At 65.4% G+C, this 22718-nt stretch carries 27 protein-coding genes; 9 read left to right on the top strand and 18 right to left on the bottom strand.

Annotated elements, in window-relative coordinates; genetic code table 11:
• Positions 1 to 4: 4 nt before the first annotated feature.
• Positions 5 to 1660: a fumarate hydratase gene (locus tag IF803_RS20985; RefSeq protein ID WP_461193317.1), complete on the bottom strand. Its 1656-nt coding sequence runs from the start codon at positions 1658 to 1660 to the stop codon at positions 5 to 7.
• A 220-nt stretch (positions 1661 to 1880) separates the two neighbouring features.
• Between IF803_RS20985 and IF803_RS20980 the strand changes: the two genes are divergently transcribed.
• Both IF803_RS20980 and IF803_RS20975 read left to right on the top strand, forming a co-directional pair.
• Entirely contained in the window at positions 1881 to 2198 is a 318-nt protein-coding gene (locus IF803_RS20980; protein WP_461193316.1) for a Kazal-type serine protease inhibitor family protein, read from the top strand.
• A 102-nt stretch (positions 2199 to 2300) separates the two neighbouring features.
• Positions 2301 to 2762 carry a hypothetical protein gene (locus tag IF803_RS20975; RefSeq protein ID WP_016844779.1) on the top strand — a complete coding sequence of 154 codons (462 nt, stop codon included), beginning with the start codon at positions 2301 to 2303 and terminating at the stop codon, positions 2760 to 2762.
• Here IF803_RS20975 and IF803_RS20970 read toward each other — a convergent pair whose 3' ends face one another.
• Positions 2763 to 3203 (bottom strand): SRPBCC family protein, encoded by a 441-nt coding sequence (locus IF803_RS20970; RefSeq protein WP_461193315.1) that lies wholly within the window; start codon positions 3201 to 3203, stop codon positions 2763 to 2765.
• The gene (locus tag IF803_RS20965; RefSeq protein WP_461193314.1) at positions 3203 to 3529 is read right to left on the bottom strand and encodes an ArsR/SmtB family transcription factor; all 327 of its coding nucleotides are present in this window, start codon (positions 3527 to 3529) and stop codon (positions 3203 to 3205) included. Before IF803_RS20965 ends, IF803_RS20970 begins: the two co-directional genes overlap by 1 nt.
• A 146-nt stretch (positions 3530 to 3675) precedes the next feature.
• On the opposite strand from IF803_RS20965, the gene IF803_RS20960 reads away from it, so the two are divergent.
• Both IF803_RS20960 and IF803_RS20955 read left to right on the top strand, forming a co-directional pair.
• Entirely contained in the window at positions 3676 to 4350 is a 675-nt protein-coding gene (locus tag IF803_RS20960) for a methyltransferase family protein (RefSeq protein WP_461193313.1), read from the top strand.
• A gap of 9 nt (positions 4351 to 4359) precedes the next feature.
• A complete protein-coding gene (locus tag IF803_RS20955; RefSeq protein ID WP_137480094.1) occupies positions 4360 to 4719 on the top strand; it encodes a GFA family protein in 360 nt (119 codons plus the stop codon).
• A 101-nt stretch (positions 4720 to 4820) separates the two neighbouring features.
• Here the strand turns inward: IF803_RS20955 and IF803_RS20950 are convergent, their stop codons facing one another.
• Positions 4821 to 5528, bottom strand: a complete 708-nt coding sequence (locus IF803_RS20950; RefSeq protein WP_461193312.1) for a glutathione S-transferase — start codon at positions 5526 to 5528, stop codon at positions 4821 to 4823.
• 152 nt (positions 5529 to 5680) lie between these two features.
• On the opposite strand from IF803_RS20950, the gene IF803_RS20945 reads away from it, so the two are divergent.
• Positions 5681 to 6076, top strand: a complete 396-nt coding sequence (locus tag IF803_RS20945; RefSeq protein WP_461193311.1) for a DUF3606 domain-containing protein — start codon at positions 5681 to 5683, stop codon at positions 6074 to 6076.
• Positions 6077 to 6300: 224 nt separating this feature from the next.
• Here the strand turns inward: IF803_RS20945 and IF803_RS20940 are convergent, their stop codons facing one another.
• The 9 genes from IF803_RS20940 to flgB all read right to left on the bottom strand — a co-directional run bounded on the left by IF803_RS20940 (position 6301) and on the right by flgB (position 14594).
• Entirely contained in the window at positions 6301 to 6978 is a 678-nt protein-coding gene (locus IF803_RS20940; protein WP_018272461.1) for a hypothetical protein, read from the bottom strand.
• A gap of 151 nt (positions 6979 to 7129) precedes the next feature.
• Complete coding sequence (locus tag IF803_RS20935) at positions 7130 to 8092, bottom strand: Tim44 domain-containing protein (protein ID WP_461193309.1); 963 nt, start codon at positions 8090 to 8092, stop codon at positions 7130 to 7132.
• A 242-nt stretch (positions 8093 to 8334) separates the two neighbouring features.
• Positions 8335 to 10899 carry a cell cycle histidine kinase CckA gene (gene cckA / locus IF803_RS20930; RefSeq protein WP_461193336.1) on the bottom strand — a complete coding sequence of 855 codons (2565 nt, stop codon included), beginning with the start codon at positions 10897 to 10899 and terminating at the stop codon, positions 8335 to 8337.
• A 142-nt stretch (positions 10900 to 11041) separates the two neighbouring features.
• Positions 11042 to 12115, bottom strand: coding sequence for a flagellar biosynthesis protein FlhB (gene flhB, locus IF803_RS20925; protein WP_028339814.1), 1074 nt, complete (start codon positions 12113 to 12115; stop codon positions 11042 to 11044).
• An 11-nt stretch (positions 12116 to 12126) separates the two neighbouring features.
• A complete protein-coding gene (gene fliR / locus IF803_RS20920; RefSeq protein WP_016844767.1) occupies positions 12127 to 12897 on the bottom strand; it encodes a flagellar biosynthetic protein FliR in 771 nt (256 codons plus the stop codon).
• Positions 12898 to 12915: 18 nt separating this feature from the next.
• Positions 12916 to 13179 carry a flagellar biosynthesis protein FliQ gene (gene fliQ / locus IF803_RS20915; RefSeq protein WP_016844766.1) on the bottom strand — a complete coding sequence of 88 codons (264 nt, stop codon included), beginning with the start codon at positions 13177 to 13179 and terminating at the stop codon, positions 12916 to 12918.
• A gap of 129 nt (positions 13180 to 13308) precedes the next feature.
• Positions 13309 to 13620 (bottom strand): flagellar hook-basal body complex protein FliE, encoded by a 312-nt coding sequence (fliE, locus tag IF803_RS20910; protein WP_016844765.1) that lies wholly within the window; start codon positions 13618 to 13620, stop codon positions 13309 to 13311.
• A 26-nt stretch (positions 13621 to 13646) separates the two neighbouring features.
• Positions 13647 to 14072, bottom strand: a complete 426-nt coding sequence (flgC, locus tag IF803_RS20905; RefSeq protein ID WP_461193308.1) for a flagellar basal body rod protein FlgC — start codon at positions 14070 to 14072, stop codon at positions 13647 to 13649.
• A gap of 111 nt (positions 14073 to 14183) precedes the next feature.
• Positions 14184 to 14594 (bottom strand): flagellar basal body rod protein FlgB, encoded by a 411-nt coding sequence (gene flgB, locus IF803_RS20900; RefSeq protein ID WP_016844763.1) that lies wholly within the window; start codon positions 14592 to 14594, stop codon positions 14184 to 14186.
• A 357-nt stretch (positions 14595 to 14951) separates the two neighbouring features.
• Between flgB and IF803_RS20895 the strand changes: the two genes are divergently transcribed.
• From IF803_RS20895 to IF803_RS20880, 4 genes are all read left to right on the top strand, one after another.
• Positions 14952 to 15893, top strand: coding sequence for a flagellar biosynthetic protein FliO (locus IF803_RS20895; protein ID WP_461193307.1), 942 nt, complete (start codon positions 14952 to 14954; stop codon positions 15891 to 15893).
• A complete protein-coding gene (gene fliP, locus IF803_RS20890; RefSeq protein WP_028339811.1) occupies positions 15890 to 16642 on the top strand; it encodes a flagellar type III secretion system pore protein FliP in 753 nt (250 codons plus the stop codon). The genes IF803_RS20895 and fliP overlap by 4 nt, the downstream gene beginning before the upstream one ends.
• Before the next feature lie 87 nt (positions 16643 to 16729).
• Complete coding sequence (locus tag IF803_RS20885) at positions 16730 to 17617, top strand: hypothetical protein (protein WP_461193306.1); 888 nt, start codon at positions 16730 to 16732, stop codon at positions 17615 to 17617.
• 54 nt (positions 17618 to 17671) lie between these two features.
• Positions 17672 to 18823 (top strand): aminotransferase class V-fold PLP-dependent enzyme, encoded by a 1152-nt coding sequence (locus IF803_RS20880; protein WP_461193305.1) that lies wholly within the window; start codon positions 17672 to 17674, stop codon positions 18821 to 18823.
• Here the strand turns inward: IF803_RS20880 and IF803_RS20875 are convergent.
• The 5 genes from IF803_RS20875 to IF803_RS20855 form a co-directional block, all read right to left on the bottom strand.
• Positions 18820 to 20055: a YbfB/YjiJ family MFS transporter gene (locus IF803_RS20875; RefSeq protein WP_461193304.1), complete on the bottom strand. Its 1236-nt coding sequence runs from the start codon at positions 20053 to 20055 to the stop codon at positions 18820 to 18822. The two genes, IF803_RS20880 and IF803_RS20875, sit on opposite strands and share 4 nt — an antisense overlap.
• A gap of 127 nt (positions 20056 to 20182) precedes the next feature.
• The gene (locus IF803_RS20870) at positions 20183 to 20434 is read right to left on the bottom strand and encodes a tautomerase family protein (RefSeq protein ID WP_461193303.1); all 252 of its coding nucleotides are present in this window, start codon (positions 20432 to 20434) and stop codon (positions 20183 to 20185) included.
• 23 nt (positions 20435 to 20457) lie between these two features.
• A complete protein-coding gene (locus tag IF803_RS20865; RefSeq protein ID WP_461193302.1) occupies positions 20458 to 21168 on the bottom strand; it encodes an SDR family NAD(P)-dependent oxidoreductase in 711 nt (236 codons plus the stop codon).
• Between the two features lie 127 nt (positions 21169 to 21295).
• Positions 21296 to 22237 (bottom strand): LysR family transcriptional regulator, encoded by a 942-nt coding sequence (locus tag IF803_RS20860; RefSeq protein ID WP_461193301.1) that lies wholly within the window; start codon positions 22235 to 22237, stop codon positions 21296 to 21298.
• A gap of 25 nt (positions 22238 to 22262) precedes the next feature.
• Entirely contained in the window at positions 22263 to 22499 is a 237-nt protein-coding gene (locus IF803_RS20855; protein WP_461193300.1) for a hypothetical protein, read from the bottom strand.
• Positions 22500 to 22718: the final 219 nt, after the last annotated feature.

Here is a 22718-nt window from a genome sequence, read left to right as displayed (position 1 = left end):
ATTCTCAACCGAGATTCAATTCCTTGAAGAAGTCGTTGCCCTTGTCGTCGATGATGATGAAGGCCGGGAAGTCGACCACCTCGATGCGCCAGATCGCTTCCATGCCGAGCTCGGGATACTCGACCACCTCGACCTTCTTGATGCAGTGCTCGGCGAGGTTCGCCGCGGCGCCGCCGATCGAGCCGAGGTAGAAGCCGCCGTGCTTCTTGCAGGCCTCGCGCACCGCGACCGCGCGGTTGCCCTTGGCGACCATCACCATCGATCCGCCGGCCGCCTGGAACTGGTCGACGAAGGAATCCATGCGCCCCGCCGTGGTCGGGCCGAATGCGCCCGAGGCATAGCCATCGGGCGTCTTGGCGGGCCCCGCGTAGTAGACCGGATGGTTCTTGAAGTAATCCGGCAGCGGCTCACCCTTCTCCAGCCGCTCACGCAGCTTGGCGTGCGCGGAGTCGCGCGCGACGATCATGGTGCCGGTCATCGAGACGCGGGTCTTGATCGGATATTGCGACAGCGTCGCGAGGATCTCCTTCATCGGCTTGTTGAGGTCGATCTTGACGACCTCGCCGCCGAGCGACTGCTCGACCGCGGGCAGATACTGCGCCGGGTTGTGCTCGAGCTCCTCGAGATAGACGCCGTCCCTGGTGATCTTGCCGAGCACCTGGCGGTCCGCCGAACAGGAGACGCCGAGCCCGATCGGCAGCGAGGCGCCGTGGCGCGGCATGCGGATCACGCGCACGTCGTGGCAGAAATATTTGCCGCCGAACTGCGCGCCGACGCCGAGCGACTGCGTCATCTTGAGGATTTCCTGTTCCATCTCGAGATCGCGGAACGCGTTGCCGTCGGCCGAGCCCTGGGTCGGCAGCGCGTCGAGATAGCGCGCGGAGGCAAGCTTCACGGTCTTCATGCAGAGCTCGGCCGAGGTGCCGCCGATCACGATCGCAAGGTGATAAGGGGGACACGCCGCGGTGCCGAGCGTCAGCACCTTCTCCTTCAGGAAGGCGAGCAGCCGGTCCTTGGTCAACACCGACGGCGTCGCCTGGAACAGGAAACTCTTGTTGGCCGAGCCGCCGCCCTTGGCCATGAACATGAACTTGTAGGCGTCATCGCCCTCGGCGTAGATCTCGCACTGCGCCGGCATGTTGTTGGCGGTGTTCTTCTCCTCATACATCGACAAGGGAGCTACCTGCGAGTAGCGCAGATTGCGGCGCAGATAGGCATCGCGCGCTCCTTCGGACAGCGCGGCCTCGTCGTCACCGTCGGTGATGACGTTGCATCCCTTCTTGCCCATGATGATCGCGGTGCCGGTGTCCTGGCACATCGGCAGCACGCCGCCGGCCGCGATGTTGGCGTTCTTCAGGAAGTCGAAGGCGACGAACTTGTCGTTGTCGCTGGCTTCCTTGTCCTCGAGGATCGAGCGTAGCTGCTTCAGGTGGCCCGGTCGCAGATAGTGATTGATGTCGCCGAAGGCGGCCTCGGAGAGCGCGCGCAGCGCTTCCCGCGACACCACGAGCATGTCCTTGCCCAACACCTTCTCGACCCGGACGCCCTCGCTCGTCACCTTCTTGTAGGGCGTGGTGTCGGCACCAAGCGGGAACAGAGGCGTGTGCTTGTAGGGCGGAACGGGCTTCTGCTGGTCGGGGAAGGCTGAGGGGGCGTTCATGAGCTGCTCGTCGGTTTCGAAAGGCCGATGCCGGCCGCGGGGCCGCCGGCAATGTAGAGCCGTTCTAAGCCTTTTTCCGACAAAGGAAAGGGAAGCCGGCCGCCTTCCAGCCATGCGCGGGACCGGCAATCCACGTGCTATGTTTCATGCCATCGTAATCCCAGGTTGCCACAACGCCGGCAAGCCGCGAAACGGCCAAGGAAACCATCAGGAGACCTTCATGAAGACAGCGCTCTTCATCTGGTTCGCGGCGCTGGCCTTGCTGATCGCGGTCCCGACCGCCGCCGATGCCGCCCGCCTCGGCAAGCCGTGCGGCGGCCTTGCCGGCCTGCAATGCAGCAGTCGCGGCCAGTTCTGCCAGTTCAAGCCCGGGACCTGCGGCCGCTTCGACCAGACCGGCACCTGCGCGTTCCGCCCGACGATCTGCAACAAGATCTTCAAGCCCGTATGCGGCTGCGACGGCAAGACCTACGGCAATGATTGCGAGCGCCGGGCCGCCGGAGTTTCCAAGGCGCAGGACGGCAAGTGCTCGTCCTGACGCGGCCATATTGACGGGCTCCGCGGGAGCCTGCATGTAGCTTTGCGTATTTTCATACCGCGGGGGTATTTCGTGACAGCATCGTTGCGCCGACGCTTGCCTTTGAGCATCCGCTCCACTCTGCCGGCCGCGCTGATCGCGCTGGCGACGGTTTTCGTCGCAGCGCCTGCGCATGCCGATCCCTGCGTGGACATCGCCAAGCAGCTCGCCGGCCAGATCGACGGGCTGAAGGTCAATTTCAGCGCCGCCAACATCACCTACCTCACGCATCCGGCGGCAAAGGAATTGTCGCTCGGCTGCCGCGGCAAGGATTATTCGATCGAGCTCTACGCCAAGACCGATCGCAAGATGAAGCCGGAGTTCTTCAACCTGGTCGGCTCCGCCACGGCGCTGATCTTCACTGTGCCGAAGGACGACGCCGTCACCGGCACCTCGCGCTGCCTGAAGCGCATGGGCATCTTGCGCGGCAACACCATCACAATGCGCTATCGCCGCCTCAACCTCGAATGCACCCGCAACAAGACCGACGCCTCGATCACGGTTCGTCGCGGCAACAACGAGTGATCAGCCCTCGCCGGTGATGCGCGCGATGGCGTCGAGCACCCGGCCCCATCCCGGGCTCATCATGTCGAAGGCGAAGCGGTTGCCCGGCAGCACGAAGCCGTCATGCACCATCCGCAGATGGGTGCCGCCTTCGACCGGCGTCAGCGTCCAGGTGACGATCGTATCGAGCTTCGAGCCGTATTCCGGATTGGTATCAGCGCCGCCCTTCCAGGAGTAGCGCAACAGACGCGGCGGATCGCAATCCAGCACCTCGCAATGCACGACACCGTCCCAGTCGCCCATCGGCTTGGTGTGGAAATTGAAGCGATGGCCGACGGCCGGCGCGAAATCGTTCGGCATCAGCCATTTCGCGATCCGATCGCTCGTCGTCAGCGTCCGCCAGATCTTCTCGGCCGCGTAGGGCAGCACCTTCTCGACCGTGATCGCGTGCGTCTCACCCATCACTCACTCTCCTTCAGCAGCCGTTCCAGGTTTGCGAAGCGCTCGGCCCAGAACGTCTCGTAGTGGCCGAGCCAGTCGATCAGCGGGCCGAGCCCCTTCGGCGCGACGCGATAATGGATATGCCGGCCCTCGCGCCGCTCGGCGACCAGCCCGGCATCGCGCAGCGCGCGCAGATGCTGCGACACCGCCGGCTGCGACACCTTTGAACCCTGCACCAGTTCGGTCGCGGCGATCTCGCCTTCCCGCGCGATCCGCTCAAACACCGCCCGCCGCGTCGGGTCCGCGAGGGTCTTCAACACATCGGTCAACTGCGTGGCGACGGGCATGAAAATATATAAGCAATTGCTTATATGATTGTCAATACAGTCGTGACGCAGGAACGTCCCGCCTGCTCCGAAAGTTGATCGCTGCGGTCGCATGTTTGCCGGGAAAAGGGTGCGATAATATCGACTGGAATCGCGCGGAGCCGCTCATGATCGCAAAGCTCCTTCTGCAGAATACCTTCTTCGTCATCGCCATGGCCGTGCTGCTGTTTGCCTTCGCAGGTACGCTGCAGTGGCCCGGCGCATGGGCCTATCTGATCGCCTCGGCCGTGATCGGCCCGGCCTGCGGGCTGTGGCTTGCCAAGGTCGATCCCGGGCTGCTGGCCGAGCGCATGCGCCTCACCGCGCGTGAAGGCCAGCCCACCGAGGACAAGCGGTTCATGCTGGTGTTCCTGGTCGTTGCGGTGCTGTGGTTCGTCGCGATGGGGCTCGACCGGCGCTTTGACGGCGTCAATGACGGCGTGCCGCTGATCGTGCTCGGCCTTGCGCTGTACCTGTTGTCGACCGTGCTGATCCTCTGGGTGTTCCGCACCAACTCGTTCGCCGCGCCGGTCGTGAAGGTGCAGACCGAGCGCGACCATCACGTCATCTCGACCGGTCCCTACGCGCTGGTCCGCCATCCGATGTATACGAGCGTGATGCTGTTCTTCATCGGCGTGCCGCTGACGCTCGGCTCCTGGTGGGGCCTCGCCTTCGTGCCGGTGTTCTTCGTGATGTTTGCGATCCGCACCCGGATTGAGGAGCGCACGCTGGTGACGGGATTGTCAGGCTACGCCGATTATGCGGCACGGGTGCGCTACCGCCTCGTGCCCGGGCTGTGGTGAGGAATCATCATGGCGGAGAGCAAGACCTACACCGGCGGTTGTCATTGCGGACAGGTCCGCTTCGAATGCACCACCGATATGGCCATGGTGACGGCCTGCAACTGCTCGATCTGCACCAAGAAGGGCCTGCACTTCGTGTTCATGCCGCCGTCGAGCTTCCAGCTTCGCGCCGGCGCCGAGAACCTCAAGGAATATCTCTTCAACCGCCATGCGATCCGCCATCAGCTTTGCGTCGATTGCGGCGTCGACGTGTTCGCGCGCGGCAAGAAGCCTGATGGCACCGACATCGTGGCGCTGAATGTCAGCTGCATCGATGGCATCGATCTGTCGAAGATCGCGATGACGCCGGTGGATGGAAGGAACCGGTAGCCTTCCACGCCGTCATTCCGGGGCACGCGGAGCGTGAACCCGGAATCCAGAGATTGTGGCGCGAGATTCCGGGTTCGCTTCGCGCCCCGGAATGACGGTGCCTACAAATCCAGCACCTTGTAGCGCCGGAAAATCCCCTCTTCGTTGAACGGAATCCGCCGCTCGCTGGCCAGATACGCCTTGATGTTCGGCCGCTCGGCGACGCGATCGCGCAGCGCGATCAGGCGCGGGATCTTCTTCTCGAACGCCGCCATCCGCTTCGGAAACGCATAGCGCAGGCCTTCCACGATCTGGAACAGCGACAGATCCGCGTAGGTCAGCCGGCGGCCGGTGAGGAACGCACCGCGGTTGGCCTGCACAAGGTCCTCGAAATAGCCGAGATATTTCGGCACCCGCGAATCCCAGAACTCCTCGGTGCGCTTCTTCGCCGGCGCCTTCTGGTCCTCGTAATACAGCGACGGCCCGAGCGGATGATGGGTATCGTGGATCTCCAGCACGAAGTCCGCGATCGTGAGCTGCAGCTGGTGCACCCAGAGCTTTCCGCCCTCCGCCTTCGGCGCCAGGCCGTGGCGCGCGCCGAGATAGAGCAGGATGTTGGCGGTCTGCCCGATCACGAGACTGCCGGCCTTGAGGAACGGCGGCGCGAAGGGCGGCGTGCCCTTGTGTGCCTCCATCATCTTCATCATGGCGCCCGTGCCGCCCTTGGCCCGCGCGACATCGGTGTAGCCAGCGCCCGCATCCTCGAGCGCGAGGCGGACATATTCGCCGCGGCCCTGGATCATCGGCCAGTAGTAAAGCTGATAGTGCATGCACTTACCTCCGAAAACTTCGCCGCATCGGTTCGCTTCAGCTCGATCGTAGCCGCGCCGCGGTCAGATCGTCCACCGCGCGCGGCCGCCTGTGCGAACCGCGCGGAGGCTGCTAGGGTTCCAACGTCGAATCTTCGATGAGGGATCATCTTATGGCGGATAGCAAGAAGAAGCGGGGCGCGGCAGATCGCGCTCTGATCGCGTTGAGCGAGTCCTACGAAGTTGCGTACTGGTCCAAGAAGTTCAAGGTCACGCCGGCGAAGCTGAAAGCCGCCGTCAAGAAGGTCGGACATTCCGCCAAGAAGGTGGAGGCCCATTTCAAGGAGCAGCGCCACAAGGCCGCCGACCGCGCGCGGATCGCAATCAGCGAGCCCTACGAGGTCCGCTACTGGTCGAAGAAGTTCAAGGTGACCCCTGCCCGGCTCAAGACCGCGGTCGCAGCCGTCGGGCATTCCTCGAAGAAGGTCGAAGCCTACTTCGCGGCCAAGAAGAAAACCGCGAAGAAAAAGAAGACTGCGAAGAAGGCCGTCAAGCGCAAGAAGAGCTGACTGCTCTTAATGCTCGCATTTGGAGCTCGAGGTGATCGGCACTTCCACAAATTCGTCATGCCCGGGCTTGTCCCGGGCATCCACGTCTTCATCTCCACGCCAAGAAAGACAAGGATGGCCGGGACAAGCCCGGCCATGACGGTGCGGAAAACGCAGCCCATTCCAAATGCGATCGCCCTGTAACGAGCGGCGACGCTTGGCGACTGCTGGCTGCTCGTCGACCCTCAATTCGCCGCGAAGCAGTACAGCAGGCCGTCGCCGCCGGTGCTCTTCAGGTCGGCCTGCGAGCAGCCGCCATCGGGACCGCGCGAAGGATGCGACGTGTTCCAGGATTTGGACGGCTCGTCGTCGCGCAGGCCCTTGCGGTCGAAATGCCCGAGCATGGCGGCGCCTTGCGTGCTGCTTGTCCAGTTCTTGCAGGTGCGGTCCTCGCCGGCCGCAAATGCCGTACCGTCTGCCTGCGATCCCGTCAGCACGTCGTGGCGGTTCGGCGTGTCGCCGGCACCGTTGACGACCTCGCCCTTCTCGGACAGGGCGGTCTGCTTGGTGAGATTGTTGCCGGCGCTGTGCAGGTCGGCGACGTCCTTGGCGACCACGACGCCCTTTACATTCTTCCAAGGTCCCTTGCCGATGCGATCGCGCGCATTCTCCGCGGCCTTGCCGTCGGCCGCCTGGGTCGAGAGATAGGCGCGCCAGGTCTTCGGCGCACCGAAGCCGGCGGCCTGCGCCAGCGTCTGGCAATGATTGTCGGCGCCGGCGAGCCCGCCGAGATTGCCGCCGTTGCCGATGCCGTTGCTGGTCAGGAAGAAGCTGGTGTCGGCGGTCTGCGCCGCCGCCGGCGGCGCCGCCACGACGACGAACGCAAGACAGGCCGGAACCGCGATCTGCGCAACGATCTTCATCTCAATCCTCCCGATGGTTGTTATGGTCCGCTGAGATCAACCCGCAGGCCCTCCGGATATTCCGGCGCCGCGACATGTGAATGAAGGCACAAAACAAAGGCGCCGCGGACCAGGCCGCGGCGCCTTGTATTCTGTCATCTCCGGCAACCGATCAGTTGGTCTGCTGGATCGCCGAAAGTTCCCAATTGCCGCCACGCTGGCGCACGAAGGTCCAGACCTCAGTGACCTCCTCCGGCTGCGTGCTGCCGCCGACCTGACGGCCGGTGCCGCGCTCGAGCACGGTGTCGACCAGCGAGTAGCGCATCGCGACCGTCGCATACTCGCTGTCGCCTTCGCGCCAGGCTTCCGCCAGATCGCCCTGCAGCAGCTTCACATTGGTCACCTTGTTGATGACGTTGCGCGCCTTGTTCTCCTCGAGATCCTTCGAGAAGTACGACACCATCTCCGGCGTCGCGAGCGTGTGCAGCTTCGCGATGTCCTCGTTCGACCACGCGGTCTGGATGTCGCCGAGCAGCCGTTCGAACGTCTCGTAGTCGCCAGGCGCGATCTCGACCGGCGCATTCGATCCGCCGCCGAGGCCGAAGCCGAAGCCCGAGCGGGCGTTCGCCTGCGGACCGGGGCCGACGTCGGGGCCACCGGCATAGGCGGCCGCCGGCGCGTTGCGGCGCTGCCACCACGACATCGCAAGGCGAACCACGAGCACGATCAGGCCGATCTGCAGCAAGAGGCCGAGCATCGACGACAGGCCGCCGAGACCCGAGAACAGCCCGCCGCCGAACAGCATGCCGAACAGGCCGGCGCCAAGGAAGCCCGCGGCCAGGCCGCCGAGCAGGCCGCGGCCCATTCCGCCGCGACCGAACAGGCCGCCGGAATTCGCCGCCGCCGGCGCGCCCATGTTCGGGCTACCAGGCTGGCTGAAGGTGCGGTTCATCGGCGCAACCGAGCCCGGCGCCGTGGTGGTCGAGGGCGGCGCGGAGAATGTCCGCGAGCCGCGCGAGCCGCCGCCGCCAACGCGGGCGTCGGCCGCCGAAACGGTCATCATCACGGGCAGCGCCAGCGCCATCGCGACGGCGATCGCCCGAACAATTCCACGCGTGCGTTGCGAGAAATTCATGTTGGTTTCCTCAAAGGATTCCCCGGCATGGGGAAACGCCCCTAAGATGGGCAGGGCCGGTTAAAAGTGAAGCGGGAAACCGGAACCGCGGCTGCGGCCCTCGGTCGCGGAGATGTGACACTATGGTCCTTGTGGATGCGACGGCGCGTCCTACCCCGAGATGCGGCCGAGGTTCAACCGGAACAGCACCCGCCCGCCACCTCCCAGGAACAGGTGAATCGGTAGCGCGCACCGCCGCGCGGCTAGTTCGCCGTCATGGTTTCCTTCACCGCGGCGACCAGCTGCGTCAACGTGAAGGGCTTCGGCAGGAACGCGAACTGCTGGTTCTCCGGCAGGCTCTTCTCGAACGCGTCCTCGGCATAGCCTGAGACGAAGATGATCTTCAGCTCCGCGTTGCGGCTGCGCATTTCCTTCAGCAGCGTCGGGCCGTCCATCTCCGGCATCACGACGTCGGAGACGACGAGATCGACGGCGCCGTTCTTCTCCTCGAACGCCTCCAGCGCCTCGACGCCGTTCGCCGCCTCGATCACGCTGTAGCCGCGCGAACGCAGGCCGCGCGCATTGAGCGAGCGCAGGCCGTCCTCGTCCTCCACCAGCAGGATGGTGCCCTGCCCGGTGAGATCGGGCTTCGGCTTGGCGGCTTCCACGGCGGTTTCCTTGGCCGCGCCGTTGCCGACCTGGGCCTCCGGTGCGACCTCCTGCTCCTGGCGATGCCGTGGCAGATAGATCCGGAACGTGGTGCCGCCGCCCGGCACGGAATCGACATAGACGAAGCCGCCGGTCTGCTTGACGATGCCGTAGACGGTGGACAGGCCGAGACCGGTCCCCTTGCCGACTTCCTTGGTCGAGAAGAATGGCTCGAAGATCTTGTCGATGATCTCGGCCGGAATGCCGGTGCCGGTGTCGGCGATCTCGATCTTCACATAGTCCGCCGCCGGCATGCCCTTGTTGGCGAGCTGGGCGGCTTCCTCGGTCGGCACATTGGCGGTGCGGATGATCAGCTTGCCGCCGTCGGACATCGCATCGCGCGCGTTGACCGCGAGATTGACCACCACCTGCTCGAACTGCGAGACGTCGACCTTCACCGGCCACAGGTCGCGGCCATGCACGAGGTCGAGCTTGACCTTCTCGCCGATCAGCCGGCGCAGCAGCATGGTGAGGTCGCTCAAAGCATCACCGAGATCGAGCACCTGCGGCCGCAGCGTCTGGCGGCGCGAGAATGCAAGCAGCTGCCGCACCAGTGTCGCGGCGCGGGTGGCGTTCTGCTTGATCTGCATGATGTCCTGGAACGACGGGTCGGTCGGCTTGTGCGCGTTCAGCAGGAAGTCGTTGGCCATCATGATGGCCGACAGCACGTTGTTGAAGTCGTGCGCGATGCCGCCGGCGAGCTGGCCGACCATCTCCATCTTCTGCGACTGGTTGATCTGGTTTTCCAGCGCGCGCCGCTCGGTGGTCTCGAGCATGTAGACGATCGCGGTCTCGGCGTCGCGCTCGTCTTTCTCGACGGTGGTGACGAAGAACTGGGCAAAGCGCTCCTTGGGCCCGTCGAGCATCACCTCGACCGGCGCGATGTCGCCCTGGCCCTCGGCCGCCTGGTTGATCGCGGCGATCAGGAGGCCGCGGTCGCGCGGATTGACGGCGCGGAAGATCGACTTGGCGGCGCCGCCGTCGCCATTCAGGCCCTGCGCCAGCTTGGCATAGCGCGCATTGGCGCCGACCACATTGCCGCCGCGATCGACGGTCGCGATCGCCATCGGCGTATGGTCGAAGAAGCGCATGAAGCGCACCTCGGCGGCGCGCTCCGGATCGGAATGCTCGTCGCGGGCGCGGCTGATCACCAGCGTGCGCGAGGCGCCCGCCGCGCCGTCGGCGCCGAAGGCGAGCTTGTGATAGAGCCGCACCGGCACGGTCTTGCCGCCGCGCATCCGCAGGTCGATGTCGAACACCTCGGTCTTGACTTCGCCCGGCACCGCCGCAATCGAGGTCAACAGCGCCGCGCCGTCGCCCGAGACGATGTCGGTCAGTTTCAGGCCGCCCGAGCCGATCTCGGCCAGATCGTAGTCCAGCCAGTTGGCCAGCGTGGCGTTGACATAGGCGATCTCGCCGGCCGGATTGACCGAGAAGAAGCCGCATGGCGCGTGATCGAGATATTCGATCGCGTGCCGCAGCTCCTGGAACACGTCTTCCTGGCGCTCGCGGTCGCGGGTGACGTCGGCGATCGACCAAACCGCATATTTCGCATCGCGCTTGCCCTCGCCGAGCGGGCGTACCCGCAGGCGCAGCCAGCGGCCCTGGCCGGCCTCCTGGCCGGCGACGCGGACCTCCTCCTGCTGCCGCTTGCCCTCGCGGGCAGCCTTCAAAAGGCGGAACACCGCCTCGGAGACGTCGGGGTTGCCGATGAAGACGCGCTCGACCGGACGGACGTCCTGCGGCCCGGCCGCGCCGGTCAGCGTGAGATAGGCGGCGTTGGAATAGACCACGTGGCCGCGGGAGTCGGTGACGACGAGCCCTTCCTGGGCCTGGTCGGCGATCCGCACCATCACCGGATCATCGGTGGCGCGGTCGGAGAAGCGGATGATGCCGGCGGCAAGGGCGAACAGGTTGAACAGCCCGACGGTAGCGAGCAGCGCCAGCACGCCCAGGATATAGGGCTGCGCCTCGGTGCGGCCGATGGTCATCAGCCAGACCGCCACCGCGACGATGCCGGCCGCGATCAGGACCACCAGCAGGATGCTGCCGTTCCGCCGCGCTGGTCCATGGGCCACGAACGGCTCGGTCACGGAAGGATCGTTGCTATCGGCGGTCATCTGGAGAGACATGGCTCGTCTGCATCACGAAGGCGACCGGTCGGCCACCTCGCCCCTGAGTGCCTGAATCGGACCCGAAAACGCAAGTCCATCAGGCGGCAATTTCGCAAGTTACGCGCATTTCAAGCGGGTTTTCCGCCCCTTACTGACGCAGGCCGGACAGGCCGCGCCTCAGCCGCATCACGTAGCCGATGATTTCGGCAACCGCGTGATAGTGCTCGACCGGGATCTCCCGGTCGATCTCGACCGTCGCATAAAGCGCCCGGGCCAGCGGCACGTTCTCCACGATCGGAATGTCGTGCTCCTTGGCGATCTCCCGGATCTTGAACGCAAGATTGTCGACGCCCTTGGCGACGCAGATCGGCGCCGACATGCTGCGGTCGTAGGCCAGCGCCACCGAATAGTGGGTCGGGTTGGTGATGATCACCGAGGCCTTCGGAACCTGGGCCATCATCCGCTTCTTGGCGCGCTGGACCCGCAATTGCTTGATCCTGCCCTTGACGTGCGGGTCGCCTTCCGACTGCTTGAACTCCTCCTTCATCTCCTGCAGCGACATCTTGTGACGCTCGTACCAGGTCCGGTACTGGAAGAAGTAGTCGGCGATCGCGACCGCAGCGAGGATGGCCACCACCGCCGCCAACAGGTGCACCGTCATGCCGGTGATGGCGGGCAGCAGCTCGGCCGGATCGACCCGCAGGAAGGATTCCATCCGCATCCGGTCGGGCCACAGCACCGCGACCATCACGGCGCCGAGAGCAATCAGCTTGAACAGGCCCTTCAGGAAATTCGCCACCGCCTGCTTGCCGAACAGCCGCTTGAAGCCGGCAGCCGGCGAGATCTTGGAGAATTTCGGCTTCAGCTGCTCGCCCGACCACACCAGCTGATGCTGCACCATGTTGCCCGCGATCGCGGCCAGCGCCAGCAACAGGAACGGCACGCCGATCGCGGCGACCACCGCGTAGCCGAGCGACTGTGTCAGCGCCAGCAGGCCGGCGCCGTCGGTGCGGATCATCCATGAATTGGCGATCAGGTTGCGCAGCGGCATCAAGATGCCGCTGCCGATCGAGCCCGAGAAGGTCGACAGCACCAAGGTGCCGCCGGCGATCACGAACCAGGTGTTGACCTCCTGGCTCTTGACGACGTCACCTTTTTCGAGCGCTTCATCGAGACGTTTTTGCGTAGGGTCTTCTGTTTTGTCTTCGGTATCGTCCGCCACTTCTTCTCCCCCTAATTCATCGGAGCGAGCTGGCGCATGACGCCGAGGAAATAGTCGAGATAGGTGTTCATCATCGCCGCGAGCACGACGCCGAAGATCAGGAACCCGACCATGATCGAGAGCGGCACGCCGACGAAATAGACCTGCATCTGCGGCATCAGCCGCGCCAGCACGCCAAGCCCGATGTTGAAGACCAGGCCGAACACCAGGAACGGCGCGGACAGCTGCAGGCCGATCTTGAAGGCGGCGGAGAAAGCCGAGGTCGCAAGCGCGGCGACATCGCCGGTCGGCATGATCTCGCCCGGCGAGAAGATGCGGTAGCTCTCGCTCAGCGCCGCAATGACGAGATAGTGGCTATCGGTCGCAAACAGCAGCGTGAGGCCGAGGATCGTGAGGAAGTTGCCGATGATCTGGCCCTGCTGCCCCTGGGTCGGATCGACAGCGGTGACGAAGCCGAGGCCGAGCTGCTGCGCGATCACGGAGCCCGCGACGTTGAGCGCTGACAGCGTCACCCGCGCGGTCGCGCCGAGCACAATGCCGATGATGAGCTCATGCACCATCAGGACCCCGAGCGAGGAGATCGACGTCAGGTCGACATGATAGGCGTTGCGATGCAGGGGAAGGATGATCAGGGTCAGCAACAGCGCGATCGACAGCTTGACCCGCGCCGGGATGTTGCTCTCGCCGAAACCGGGCAGCAGCATCACCATCGCGCCCACGCGCGCGAAGACCAGCACGAAGATCGCGGCCAGCGCCGGCAGCAGGGAGACATCGATGCGCATGACCGCGGCATTAGTGCATCAACCGCCGATGATTCGCGATGAAATCCGCATCATGTGGCTGGAGAGCGAGTCCGCCATGAACGGCAGCGCCAGCAGCAATGTGACGAAGATCGCGAGGATCTTCGGCACGAAAATCAGGGTCTGTTCCTGGATCTGCGTCAGCGCCTGGAACAGCGACACCACGACGCCGACCACGAGGCCGACCACCATCAGGGGCGACGACACCACCACGATGGTCCAGATCGCATCGCGCGCCACGTCGAGGGTTTCGGGGCCGGTCATTGTTGGGTTCTCGCTTCGGTTGTTTTGGTCATTCCGGGGCGCGTAGCGAACCCGGAATCTCGAGATCTTTGATGTGCTATTGCACATCTGAAGTTCGCTTCGCGCCCCGGGATGACGTCCCGACGGACGTCAGATCGGCATCTTCATGATGTCTTCATAGGCCTGGATCACGCGGTCGCGCACCGAAACCAGCGTCGACACCGCAACGTCGGTGTCGGCGACCGCCGTTACCACGTCCATCACGTTCGCCTTGCCCGAGGCCATCGCCATGGTCTGCGCGTCGGACTTCTTGCCCGCCTCCAGCACGCTGCCGACGGAGTCCTTCAGCAGCGCGCTGAAGGATGGGCCGGCGACGGCCTGCCCGGCCTTCTCGGCGCCGCCGCGCTCCATCATCTTGGCGAGGTTGGCGTAGGCGTTGGCGGCGACTGTCGGTGAAGCCATAATTTATGTTCCCTGTTCTTGTTGCGTCAGGACTTGAGGATGTCGAGCGTGCGCTGGATCATCCGCCGCGTCGCGCTGATGATGTTGAGGTTGGCCTCGTAGGAGCGCTGGGCGTCGCGCATGTCGGTCATTTCGACCATCGCATTGACGTTCGGATATTTGACGTTGCCGGAGGCGTCCGCCGCCGGGTTGCCCGGCTCGTGCTTGACACGGAACGAAGACTGGTCGGGGCGGATCCGGCCCAGCGCCACGACCTGGGCGTCGAGCGTACGATCGAGCGTGGAGGAGAAGGTCGGCACCTTGCGGCGGTAGGGGTCGCCGCCCGCGGTCTGCGCCGTCGAATCGGCATTGGCGATATTTTCCGAGATCACCCGCATGCGCCCCGCCTGCGCCCGCAGGCCTGAGGTCGCGATGCTCATCGAGCGGGTGAAATCGCTTGTTCCATCTGCCATGGGATCCTCCTGCCGCCGTCAGGCCTTTGCTGGTTGGGGCACGATCTCCGCGCAAACGCATTCCGCGTTTGTCGCGACGGAAAACCGCTTCACACTTTTCCGGGTCATGCTCTAGCCCTTGCCGATCGCGGTTTTCAGGAGATGCAGGCTGCGGCTGTAGAGCGAGGTGACGGCCGCATAGTCCATCTGGTTGGCCGACACTTTCAGCATCTGCTCCTCGAGATTGACCGCGTTGCCGGCCGGACGGGTCTGGAACCCGCTCTTGCCGCGATCGTTGTCGAAGCTGTCGGGCGCCCCGGACGCCGCCATGTGGGTAGCGCTGGTCTGCATCATCGGCAGCGTCCCCACGCCGCCGCCGACCGTGGCGCCGGCCCGGTCGAACTTCGGCTCGACCAGGTCGCGCGGCCGGAAGCTCGGCGTGTCGGAATTGGAAATGTTCTCGGCGAGCACCCGCTGGCGCTCCTGGTGCCACTGCATCTTGGTGCGCAACGCCGACAGGATCGGGAGATCGTTCATGGCCATCGCCGGCTCCGTTAACCTCTGGGCTCTTCCGAGGTAGGCAGAATTTGCCCGGTGTATGGTTAACAGGTGGTTAAAATGCCGGACGGATCCGTGGAGAACGCCGCAACTGCAGCCTGCGAGCGCATTTTCGCCACGAATGCTGCGTTAACCAGCACAAACCAAGACAGTGTGGGGCACTGAGAAGTCGTTTTGGGACAAGCGATTCTTGGTTTATTAATAGAACAGTGGGCTGCAAGCCGCTGGGAATTAAGAAATAAGGCGAATCTCGGGCGCGATTCGCTGCGCAAACCGCACCTATCAATCCGCGCCCGTTGATGGCGAAAGCTGAGGAAGGCCAAGATGGCCGGGGACTCCAATATGCAGGTCATTACATTCGTCTTGGCATTCGTTGTCGTGCTGGCGCTGATCGGCGTGACCGCATGGCTCGTCCGCCGCTTCGCCGGAAACCGCCTCGGGGCCAACGCCAACCGAGGACGCATGCCGCGCCTGGCGGTGATCGACGCTGCCGCCGTCGACGGGCGGCGCCGCCTGGTGCTGGTCCGCCGCGACAACATCGAGCATCTCCTGATGATCGGCGGCCCCACCGATATCGTCGTCGAGCCAAATATCGTCCGCGCGATGCCCGCGCGCGATCAAATGTCGACCCGCCCCGCGGTCGCAGCCGATGCCGCGCCGCCGCGCGTGGCGCCGCTTCCGGATGCGGCCTGGAACGAGAGCGAAGCCGCCCGCTCCGACAATTTCGAACTTCCCGAGCCGGAGCTGCCGCCGCGTCAGGCGCGGCCCTCCTTCGCCGACGAACTGCGCCGGCCCCCGCCGCCGCTCGCCGAGCGTCGCAGCGATCCGCTCGCGGGCTTTACGCCCGAACGCGGCGAGCCGAGGCCCGATCCGATGCCGCCGCGCCTGCCGCCGCGCTCCGAGCCGGTGGTCCCGCGTCCGCCGCGCGCCGCCGAGCCGCCGAAGGCGCCGCCACCGCTGCGCACAGCCGAGCGCGCCGTGACGCCGCCGCCACCGCCTCCCCAGGCACCGCCGCCGACTGCGACGCAGGCGCCTTCGGCTGCGCCGCCTCCATCGAACGCCGACGCCAATCTCGCCGAGATGGCGCAACGGCTCGAAGCGGCGCTGCGCCGCCCGACCGGCGCCGGCGAGACCGTCGCTCCGCCGGTTGCGCCCGAGGCGCCGCCGGCGCGCCCGCAGCGCAGCGAGCCGCCCGCCCCGCCCGCCGGCGGACAGAAGAGCGGGTTCGAAAATCTCGAGGACGAGATGGCCTCGCTGCTCGGCCGACCGAAGAATCCTTCGTGAGACCAGGGGCAGTCCCGCGTAGAGTTTTTTTCATCGCTGTCCTGATCGCCGCCGGATCCCTCGCTGATCCGGCGATGGCGCAGGATATCAGCATCAATCTCGGCGGCGGCAATGGCGGCGTGACCGAGCGCGCGATCCAGCTGATCGCGCTGCTCACGGTGCTGTCGATCGCGCCGTCGATCCTGATCATGATGACGTCGTTCACGCGCATCGTGGTCGTGCTGTCGCTGCTGCGCACCGCGCTCGGCACCGCCACCGCACCGCCGAACTCGGTGATGATCGCGCTTGCGATGTTCCTCACCGCCTTCGTGATGGGCCCGGTGCTGCAGAAATCCTATGACGACGGCATCAAGCCGCTGGTCGCCAACCAGATCGGCGTTGAGGACGCGTTGCAGCGCGCCTCGGTCCCCTTGCGCGGCTTCATGCAAAAGAACGTCCGCGAGAAGGATTTGAAGCTGTTCATGGACCTCTCCGGCGAGCCGCCGCCGGCAACGCCGGAGGCGATGTCGCTGCGCATCCTGGTGCCGGCCTTCATGATCTCCGAGCTGAAACGCGCCTTCGAGATCGGCTTCCTGCTGTTCCTGCCGTTTTTGATCATCGACCTCGTGGTCGCCTCGGTCCTGATGTCGATGGGCATGATGATGCTGCCGCCGGTGGTGGTCTCGCTGCCGTTCAAGTTGATCTTCTTCGTGCTGGTCGACGGCTGGGCCCTGGTCGCCGGCAGCCTGGTGCAGAGTTACGGGGGGTAGCGCCCTGCGAAACATTCATGGCCGGTCAGCTGGATCGGCCGTGCCATTGCACTATCATGCGCGGCACCGCATCCAGGGAGCCGCGCCGTGCAGCAACCATTCGACCGCGCCGCAGAAGACCTCGGCAACGCCATCCATCTCGAACATGTCAACGTGCAGGTGCCCGACCAGCGCCTCGCCACGCTGTTCTACGTCGCCGGCATCGGGCTGACCCGCGATCCCTATCTGATGGTCTCCGACAGCAACATGTGGGTGAATGCCGGCCGCAGCCAGTTTCACCTGCCGAGCGGCCGGCCGCAGGTGCTGCGCGGCCATAGCGGCATCGTGATCGCCGGGCGGCAGGCCCTGCTGCAACGGCTCGCCGCGGTCGCACCCAAGCTCGAGGGCACCGCGTTCAGTTATCGCGAGCGCAACGATCACGTCGAGGCCACCTGCCCCTGGGGCAACCGGCTACGTTGCTTTGAACCGGACGCCGAACGGTTCGGGCGCATCGCGCTCGGCATGCCCTATGTCGAGTTCGAGGTGCCGCGCGGCACGGCTGAGGCGATCAGCCGGTTCTATCCTGAGATCATGGGCATCCCCGCCAGCGTCGTGAACGGCGACGGCACGGTCGCACGCGCAAAAGTCGGCAAGGATCAGTATCTGCAATTCCGCGAGAGCGACGCGGCGCAGGGTGAATTCGACGGCCATCACATCCAGATCTACATCACGGACTTCTCGGGCCCCTACCGGCGGCTGCGCGAGCGCAATCTGGTCTCGCGCGAGGACAATCAGTACCAGTACCGCTTCTGCGACCTCGTCGATCCCGCTAACGGCCGGCATCTGTTCACCGTCGAGCACGAGGTGCGCAGCGCCACCCATCCGATGTATCTGCGGCCGCTGGTCAACCGCAATCCGGCGCAGACCAACCGCACCTTCGCCAACGGCTACGACCAGGCGCCATGGGCGATGGGGCCGGACCAGTATGACAGCTGAGCGCGCGCTCTTCCACGTCACGCCATCATCCGCAAATTCCAGCAACGAGACGACATGCTTCCCTCCCAGCGCCACCTGTTCGAGATTCCACGCGAGGTCTGCTACCTGAACTCGGCGTCCTACAGCCCGCTGCCGCTGAAGACGCTCGACGCCGGCCGCGCGGCGGTGGGACGCAAGGGCCAGCCCTGGACGATCGATCCCGGCTTCGCTAGCCGCCAGCATGAGCGCGCCCGTAGCGCGGCCGCCCGCCTGATCAATGCCGCACCTGACGATGTCGCGCTGATCCCCGCGATCAGTTACGGCGTCGCCACGGTGGCGAAGGCGCTGAGCATTCCGCGCGGCACGCGCGTCATCGTGCTGGAGAACGATCATTCCTCGCCGGTGCTGGAATGGCACGCCCGTGCCGAGGCGCAGGGCTTCGTCGTCGACACCGTGCGCCAGCCCGCCGACGGCGACTGGACATCGGCCGTGCTCGGGGCGATCGAGCGGCCAGGCGCGCCGCCGGCGGGGCTCGCCTCGATCTCGTCGGTGCACTGGTCGGACGGCGGCATGATCGACGTCGACAAGGTGCAGGCCGCGCTGCGGCAGCATGGCGCGATGTTCGTGATCGACGCGACGCAGAGCGCGGGTGTCGTGGCGATGGACGTGACACGACTCGATCCCGACGCCGTGATGTTTCCGACCTACAAATGGCTGATCGGCCCCTACGGCCGCGCCTTCCTCTACATTGCAAAACGCCACCAGAACGGCGTGCCGCTTGAGCAGACCTCCAGCGGCCGCCGCAACGTGAATTCCGAGAACCCGGTCTATTTCGGCGATCTCGCCTATGTCGACAACGCCACGCGTTACGACATGGGCGAGCGCGATCATTTCATCACGCTGGAGATGGCCTCGATCGGCATGGAGATGATGGCGGAATGGGGCGCCGCTGCCGTCAGCGCACGGCTCGCGATGCTCAACGAGCGGATTGCCGACGGCGTGCGTGACCTCGGACTCGACGTGCCGGCGCGCAGCATGCGCGCGCCGCACATCCTGAGCCTCGGCATGCCAGGCGGCATCTCGAAGGAGTTGATCGCGCGGCTCGCCGCCGAGAACATCCATGTCGCGCTGCGGCTTGGCCGGATGCGGATCTCGCCGCACGTTTTCAACGACGAGGCCGATGTCGATCGCCTCGTCGCGGTGCTCACGAAAGCGCTGCGCGGCTAGGTAGACTTGTGCCGCAGTCCGACAACGCTGAATAATTCAATCGCCAGTGCGACGGCCACTCCGGCCGCGCCGATCAGGAACAGCAGCGCATAGTCGCCGCCGCTGTGCGCGAACAGATACGACAGGCCGTAGGCGCCCGCCGCCTGGAACAGCGCGAAGGACGTGGTGGCCTGCGCCCAGGCTGAACGCTGGCTCGCCGCCGAATGCGGGATCAGCTCGTGGATGCGGCCGATCACCAGCGGCACGATGCCGGGCGTGAAGCCGCCGACGATCAGGCTCGACACGATCAGCGCGGCGGGCGAATTCGTCACGGCGGGCAGTGCGACCGCAACGGCCTCGATCAGGAACGCCGCGCGCAGCGCCGCGGCGAAGCCGGCGCGATCGGCGAGATGTCCCGTGAGCAACGGGCCGACCACGGCGCCGATGCCGTACAGCACCCAGTAATGCGATCCCGCCGCGATCCCCTGCCCGAGCCCGCGCGCGACGAAATCGACCAGGAACACCATGTGCGGCACCAGCGCCAGCGCATTGAGGCCGTATTCCAGGCACAGCGCAATCACCAGCGGCGAGCGCACACCGTGCGACGCAACGGGCTGCTCCGCCACGTTACGCGCGGCAGGAGTTTCTGCGGGCCACGCCTTCCAGCTGATCAGTGTCAGCACCGCCGACAACACGCCAAGGCCGTACCAGGCCTGCTTGACGCCCTGCTGCAGCAACAGCGGCACCAGCGTGCCGGACGCAGCAACGCCGAGGCCAACGCCGGCGAAGATCACGCCGCCGATCAAGCCGCGCTTGCTGGGTGCGGTATGCGGCAGGATCGCCGTCGCCGCCAGCACCATGATCACGCCGCCGCTGACGCCGGCGAGAAAGCGGAAGCCGAAGAACCAGATGAAGGAGATCGGCACCGCGCAGGCAAAGCAGGTGATGGCGGCCAGCACCATCATGCCGCGCAGCGCCCACACCGAGCCGATGCGCGCGCCGAGATCGCGGGCGATCAACGCACCGGCGAGATAGCCGGCAAGGTTGGCGGCACCGAGATAGACCGCCTCCGCCGGCGTGAACCACTTTGCGGCGATCAAAGCCGGGATCAGCGGTGTATACGCGAAGCGCGCCAGTCCGAGCCCGACCAGCGAGGCGCAGAGCCCCGCGGCCGCGGACAGCCACAGCGGCCCGCCTGCATCGCGATGCGGCTCGGCGTGATGGCGTCTGTCATGATCGACATTGGCTGACATGGATATCGCGGTAGGCGCTCCGGCCGTTCGTGAAAAATGATTAGTTGCGATCGCAGCAATCGCTTGCAGCGATCACGGCTCACCTCTCCCGATCGGGAGAGGTGCACATTCGGTTTGGGGAAAGCCTTCAGCGGGAAGATTTGGACGCCGCAGCTGCAGCGAGCTTCTTGCGATAGTCGAGCGCGGGCAGCCCGCCCCAGCCCCAATTGTCGGTGTCGACTTCCTCAATGATGACGAAGGTCGACTCCATGGGCTTGCCGAGCACGTCGCGCAGCAGCTCACTGGCGCCCTTGATCAGTGCGGCTTTCTGCTCCGGCGTGGTGGACGACGCACCCGGCGCCGTCCCCTCCCGCGTGAGCTGCATGGTGACGATGGGCATGGCACTCCTCCGGATCACACTCGTCAGTGGCCCGCGCTCTGGCCGCCGTCGACATGCAGGATCTCGCCGGTGACGAACCCCGCGCCTTCCAGGAACAGCACGGCGTCGACGATGTCCTTGGCTTCACCCATGCGTCCGACCGGATGCTGCTTGGCGAGGAAGTCGTGCGTCGCGGGTGCGTGCATCGGTGTCTTGATCACACCGGGCGAGACCGCGTTCACGCGGATGCCCTTGGCGGCATATTCGATCGCGAGCGACTTGGTGGCGGCGTTCAGGCCGCCCTTGGTCAGCGAGGCCAGCACCGAGGGAACGTTGCTGTTGGCGTGATCGACGAGGCTGGTCGTGATCTGCACGATGTGCCCGGATCCCTGCTTCTCCATCTCCCTGGCGGCGCGGCGGGTGATGTAGAAGAAGCCGTTGAGATTGGTCGCCAGCACCTGCGCGTAGTCCTGGTCGGTGTAGTCGGTGAACGGTTTGGCCAGGAAGATGCCGGCATTGTTGACCAGCGTGTCGACGCGGCCGAAGCGCCCGAGCGCCTGCTTGACGATGCGGTCGGCAACTTCGGGATCGCCGATGTCGCCTGCGATGGTCAGAACGTCGCTGTCGGTCGACGGCTTGATGCTGCGGGAATTGGCGACGACGCGCCAGTTGCGGTCGCGATAGCCCTTGACGATGGCCTCGCCGAGGCCCTGCGACGCACCGGTGATGATGGCAACCTTCTGCTCTGCACCCATGATCTTTCTCCATCTGTTGCTGAAGCGACCCAGCGCCGCTTCGATGGAGAGCAAGCTAGATACATCCGCTTTCCGCGCGAATGCCCGCTATTCGGCAGACACTCTTCCGCGGCGCGAACGACCGACGTCATCGGGCTTTCGCGCCAGCCTTGCTGGCCTCGCGCGACAGCCGCTCGAAATAGCGCTTCAGCCGCGGCGTCGCGAAATCCACGAAGGCGCGCACCTTGGGCACGTCGAAGCGGCCCTGCGGCGCCAAAAGATGCACCGGCAACGGCGGATGCTCGTCCTTGGCAAGCAATATCCGCAGCCGTCCGTCGCGGATTTCCTCGGCGATATGATACGAGAACAGCCGGGTGACGCCGTGTCCTTCGCTGGCCGAGGCCACCGCCGCGCGCACCGTGTTGACCACCAGCCGCGGCGCGAACTGGACGGCGCGCGCGATCTTCGACTTCGCTGCCGGCGGGAAGCTCCAGGAGTCGAGCCCGAAATGCGTCATCGCGATGATCTGGTGCTTCGCCAGGTCCGCCGGCTCGCTGATCAGCGGATGCTGCGCGAGATAGCCGGGGGATGCCGCGACCACGCGGCGCACCTCGCCGAGCTTGATCGCGATGAAATTGGAATCGGCGAGATGGGCGATGCGCAGCGCGACGTCGATCCCCTCGTCGATCAGATTGACGGTACGATCGAGCATCACGAGCCGCACTGACACGGCCGGATATTGCGTCATGAAGGCATCGAGCACCGGCCGCAGCACGTCCTCGCCGACGACGACAGGCGCGGTGACGGTCAGCGTGCCGCGCGGCACCGACCGCTCGCCGCCCGCCGAGATGTCGGCTTCCTCGAGCTCGGTGAGAATGCGCCGGCACGCCGCCGCATAGCGCTGGCCGGCATCGCTCAGCTTCAGCGAGCGTGTCGTGCGATGTAACAGCTCGGCGCCGACATGATGCTCAAGGAAAGCGATCGCCCGGCTGACCGCCGCCGGCGAGCGCCGCAACTTCCGCCCGGCACCGGCGAGGCTGCCCTCGTCGACCGCCGCAACGAAGACCTTCATGGCGTCGATGCGGTCCATCGATCCCCCCGCTTCGCAGCCGCCGTTACTCCTTCACGTCATACTGCTTGCTGAGATGGTCGCCGATCTGCACCAGCATCGCGACGCATTCGGGATAGCCGGGCCTCGCCACCGTGGTGTCATTGGCGCTGGCGCGAAACTCCCAGCTGTCGCCGTCGCGCAGCACGGAGATGTCGATGCCGTCGGGGCAGTCGGCATGGGCCTTCAACTCGGCCCGCGCCATCTCGATGAGTTCGGCTTCGGTCTTGATCGGCTTGCTCATGTAAGGACGTCCTCCCGGCGCTTTGCAACGGACGCCATGGTTGCCGATTTGACGGCAGGATGTCGAGAGCACGCGTGCGATCACAACCAGTTGCAATTGACAAAATGCTCGTCCCCGGCGAACATTTGGCAGGGTCGATACCACCCGCCGCTTGCACCCCACCCGGGGACGGTGAATGTATCAAGCCATGTTTCAGGCTTCCTTTGCCCGCACGAACGG

This window comes from Bradyrhizobium sp. UFLA06-06 (assembly GCF_054820065.1).
Note: the sequence above shows the minus strand (reverse complement) of the source record. Positions and strands in the feature narration are given on the sequence as shown.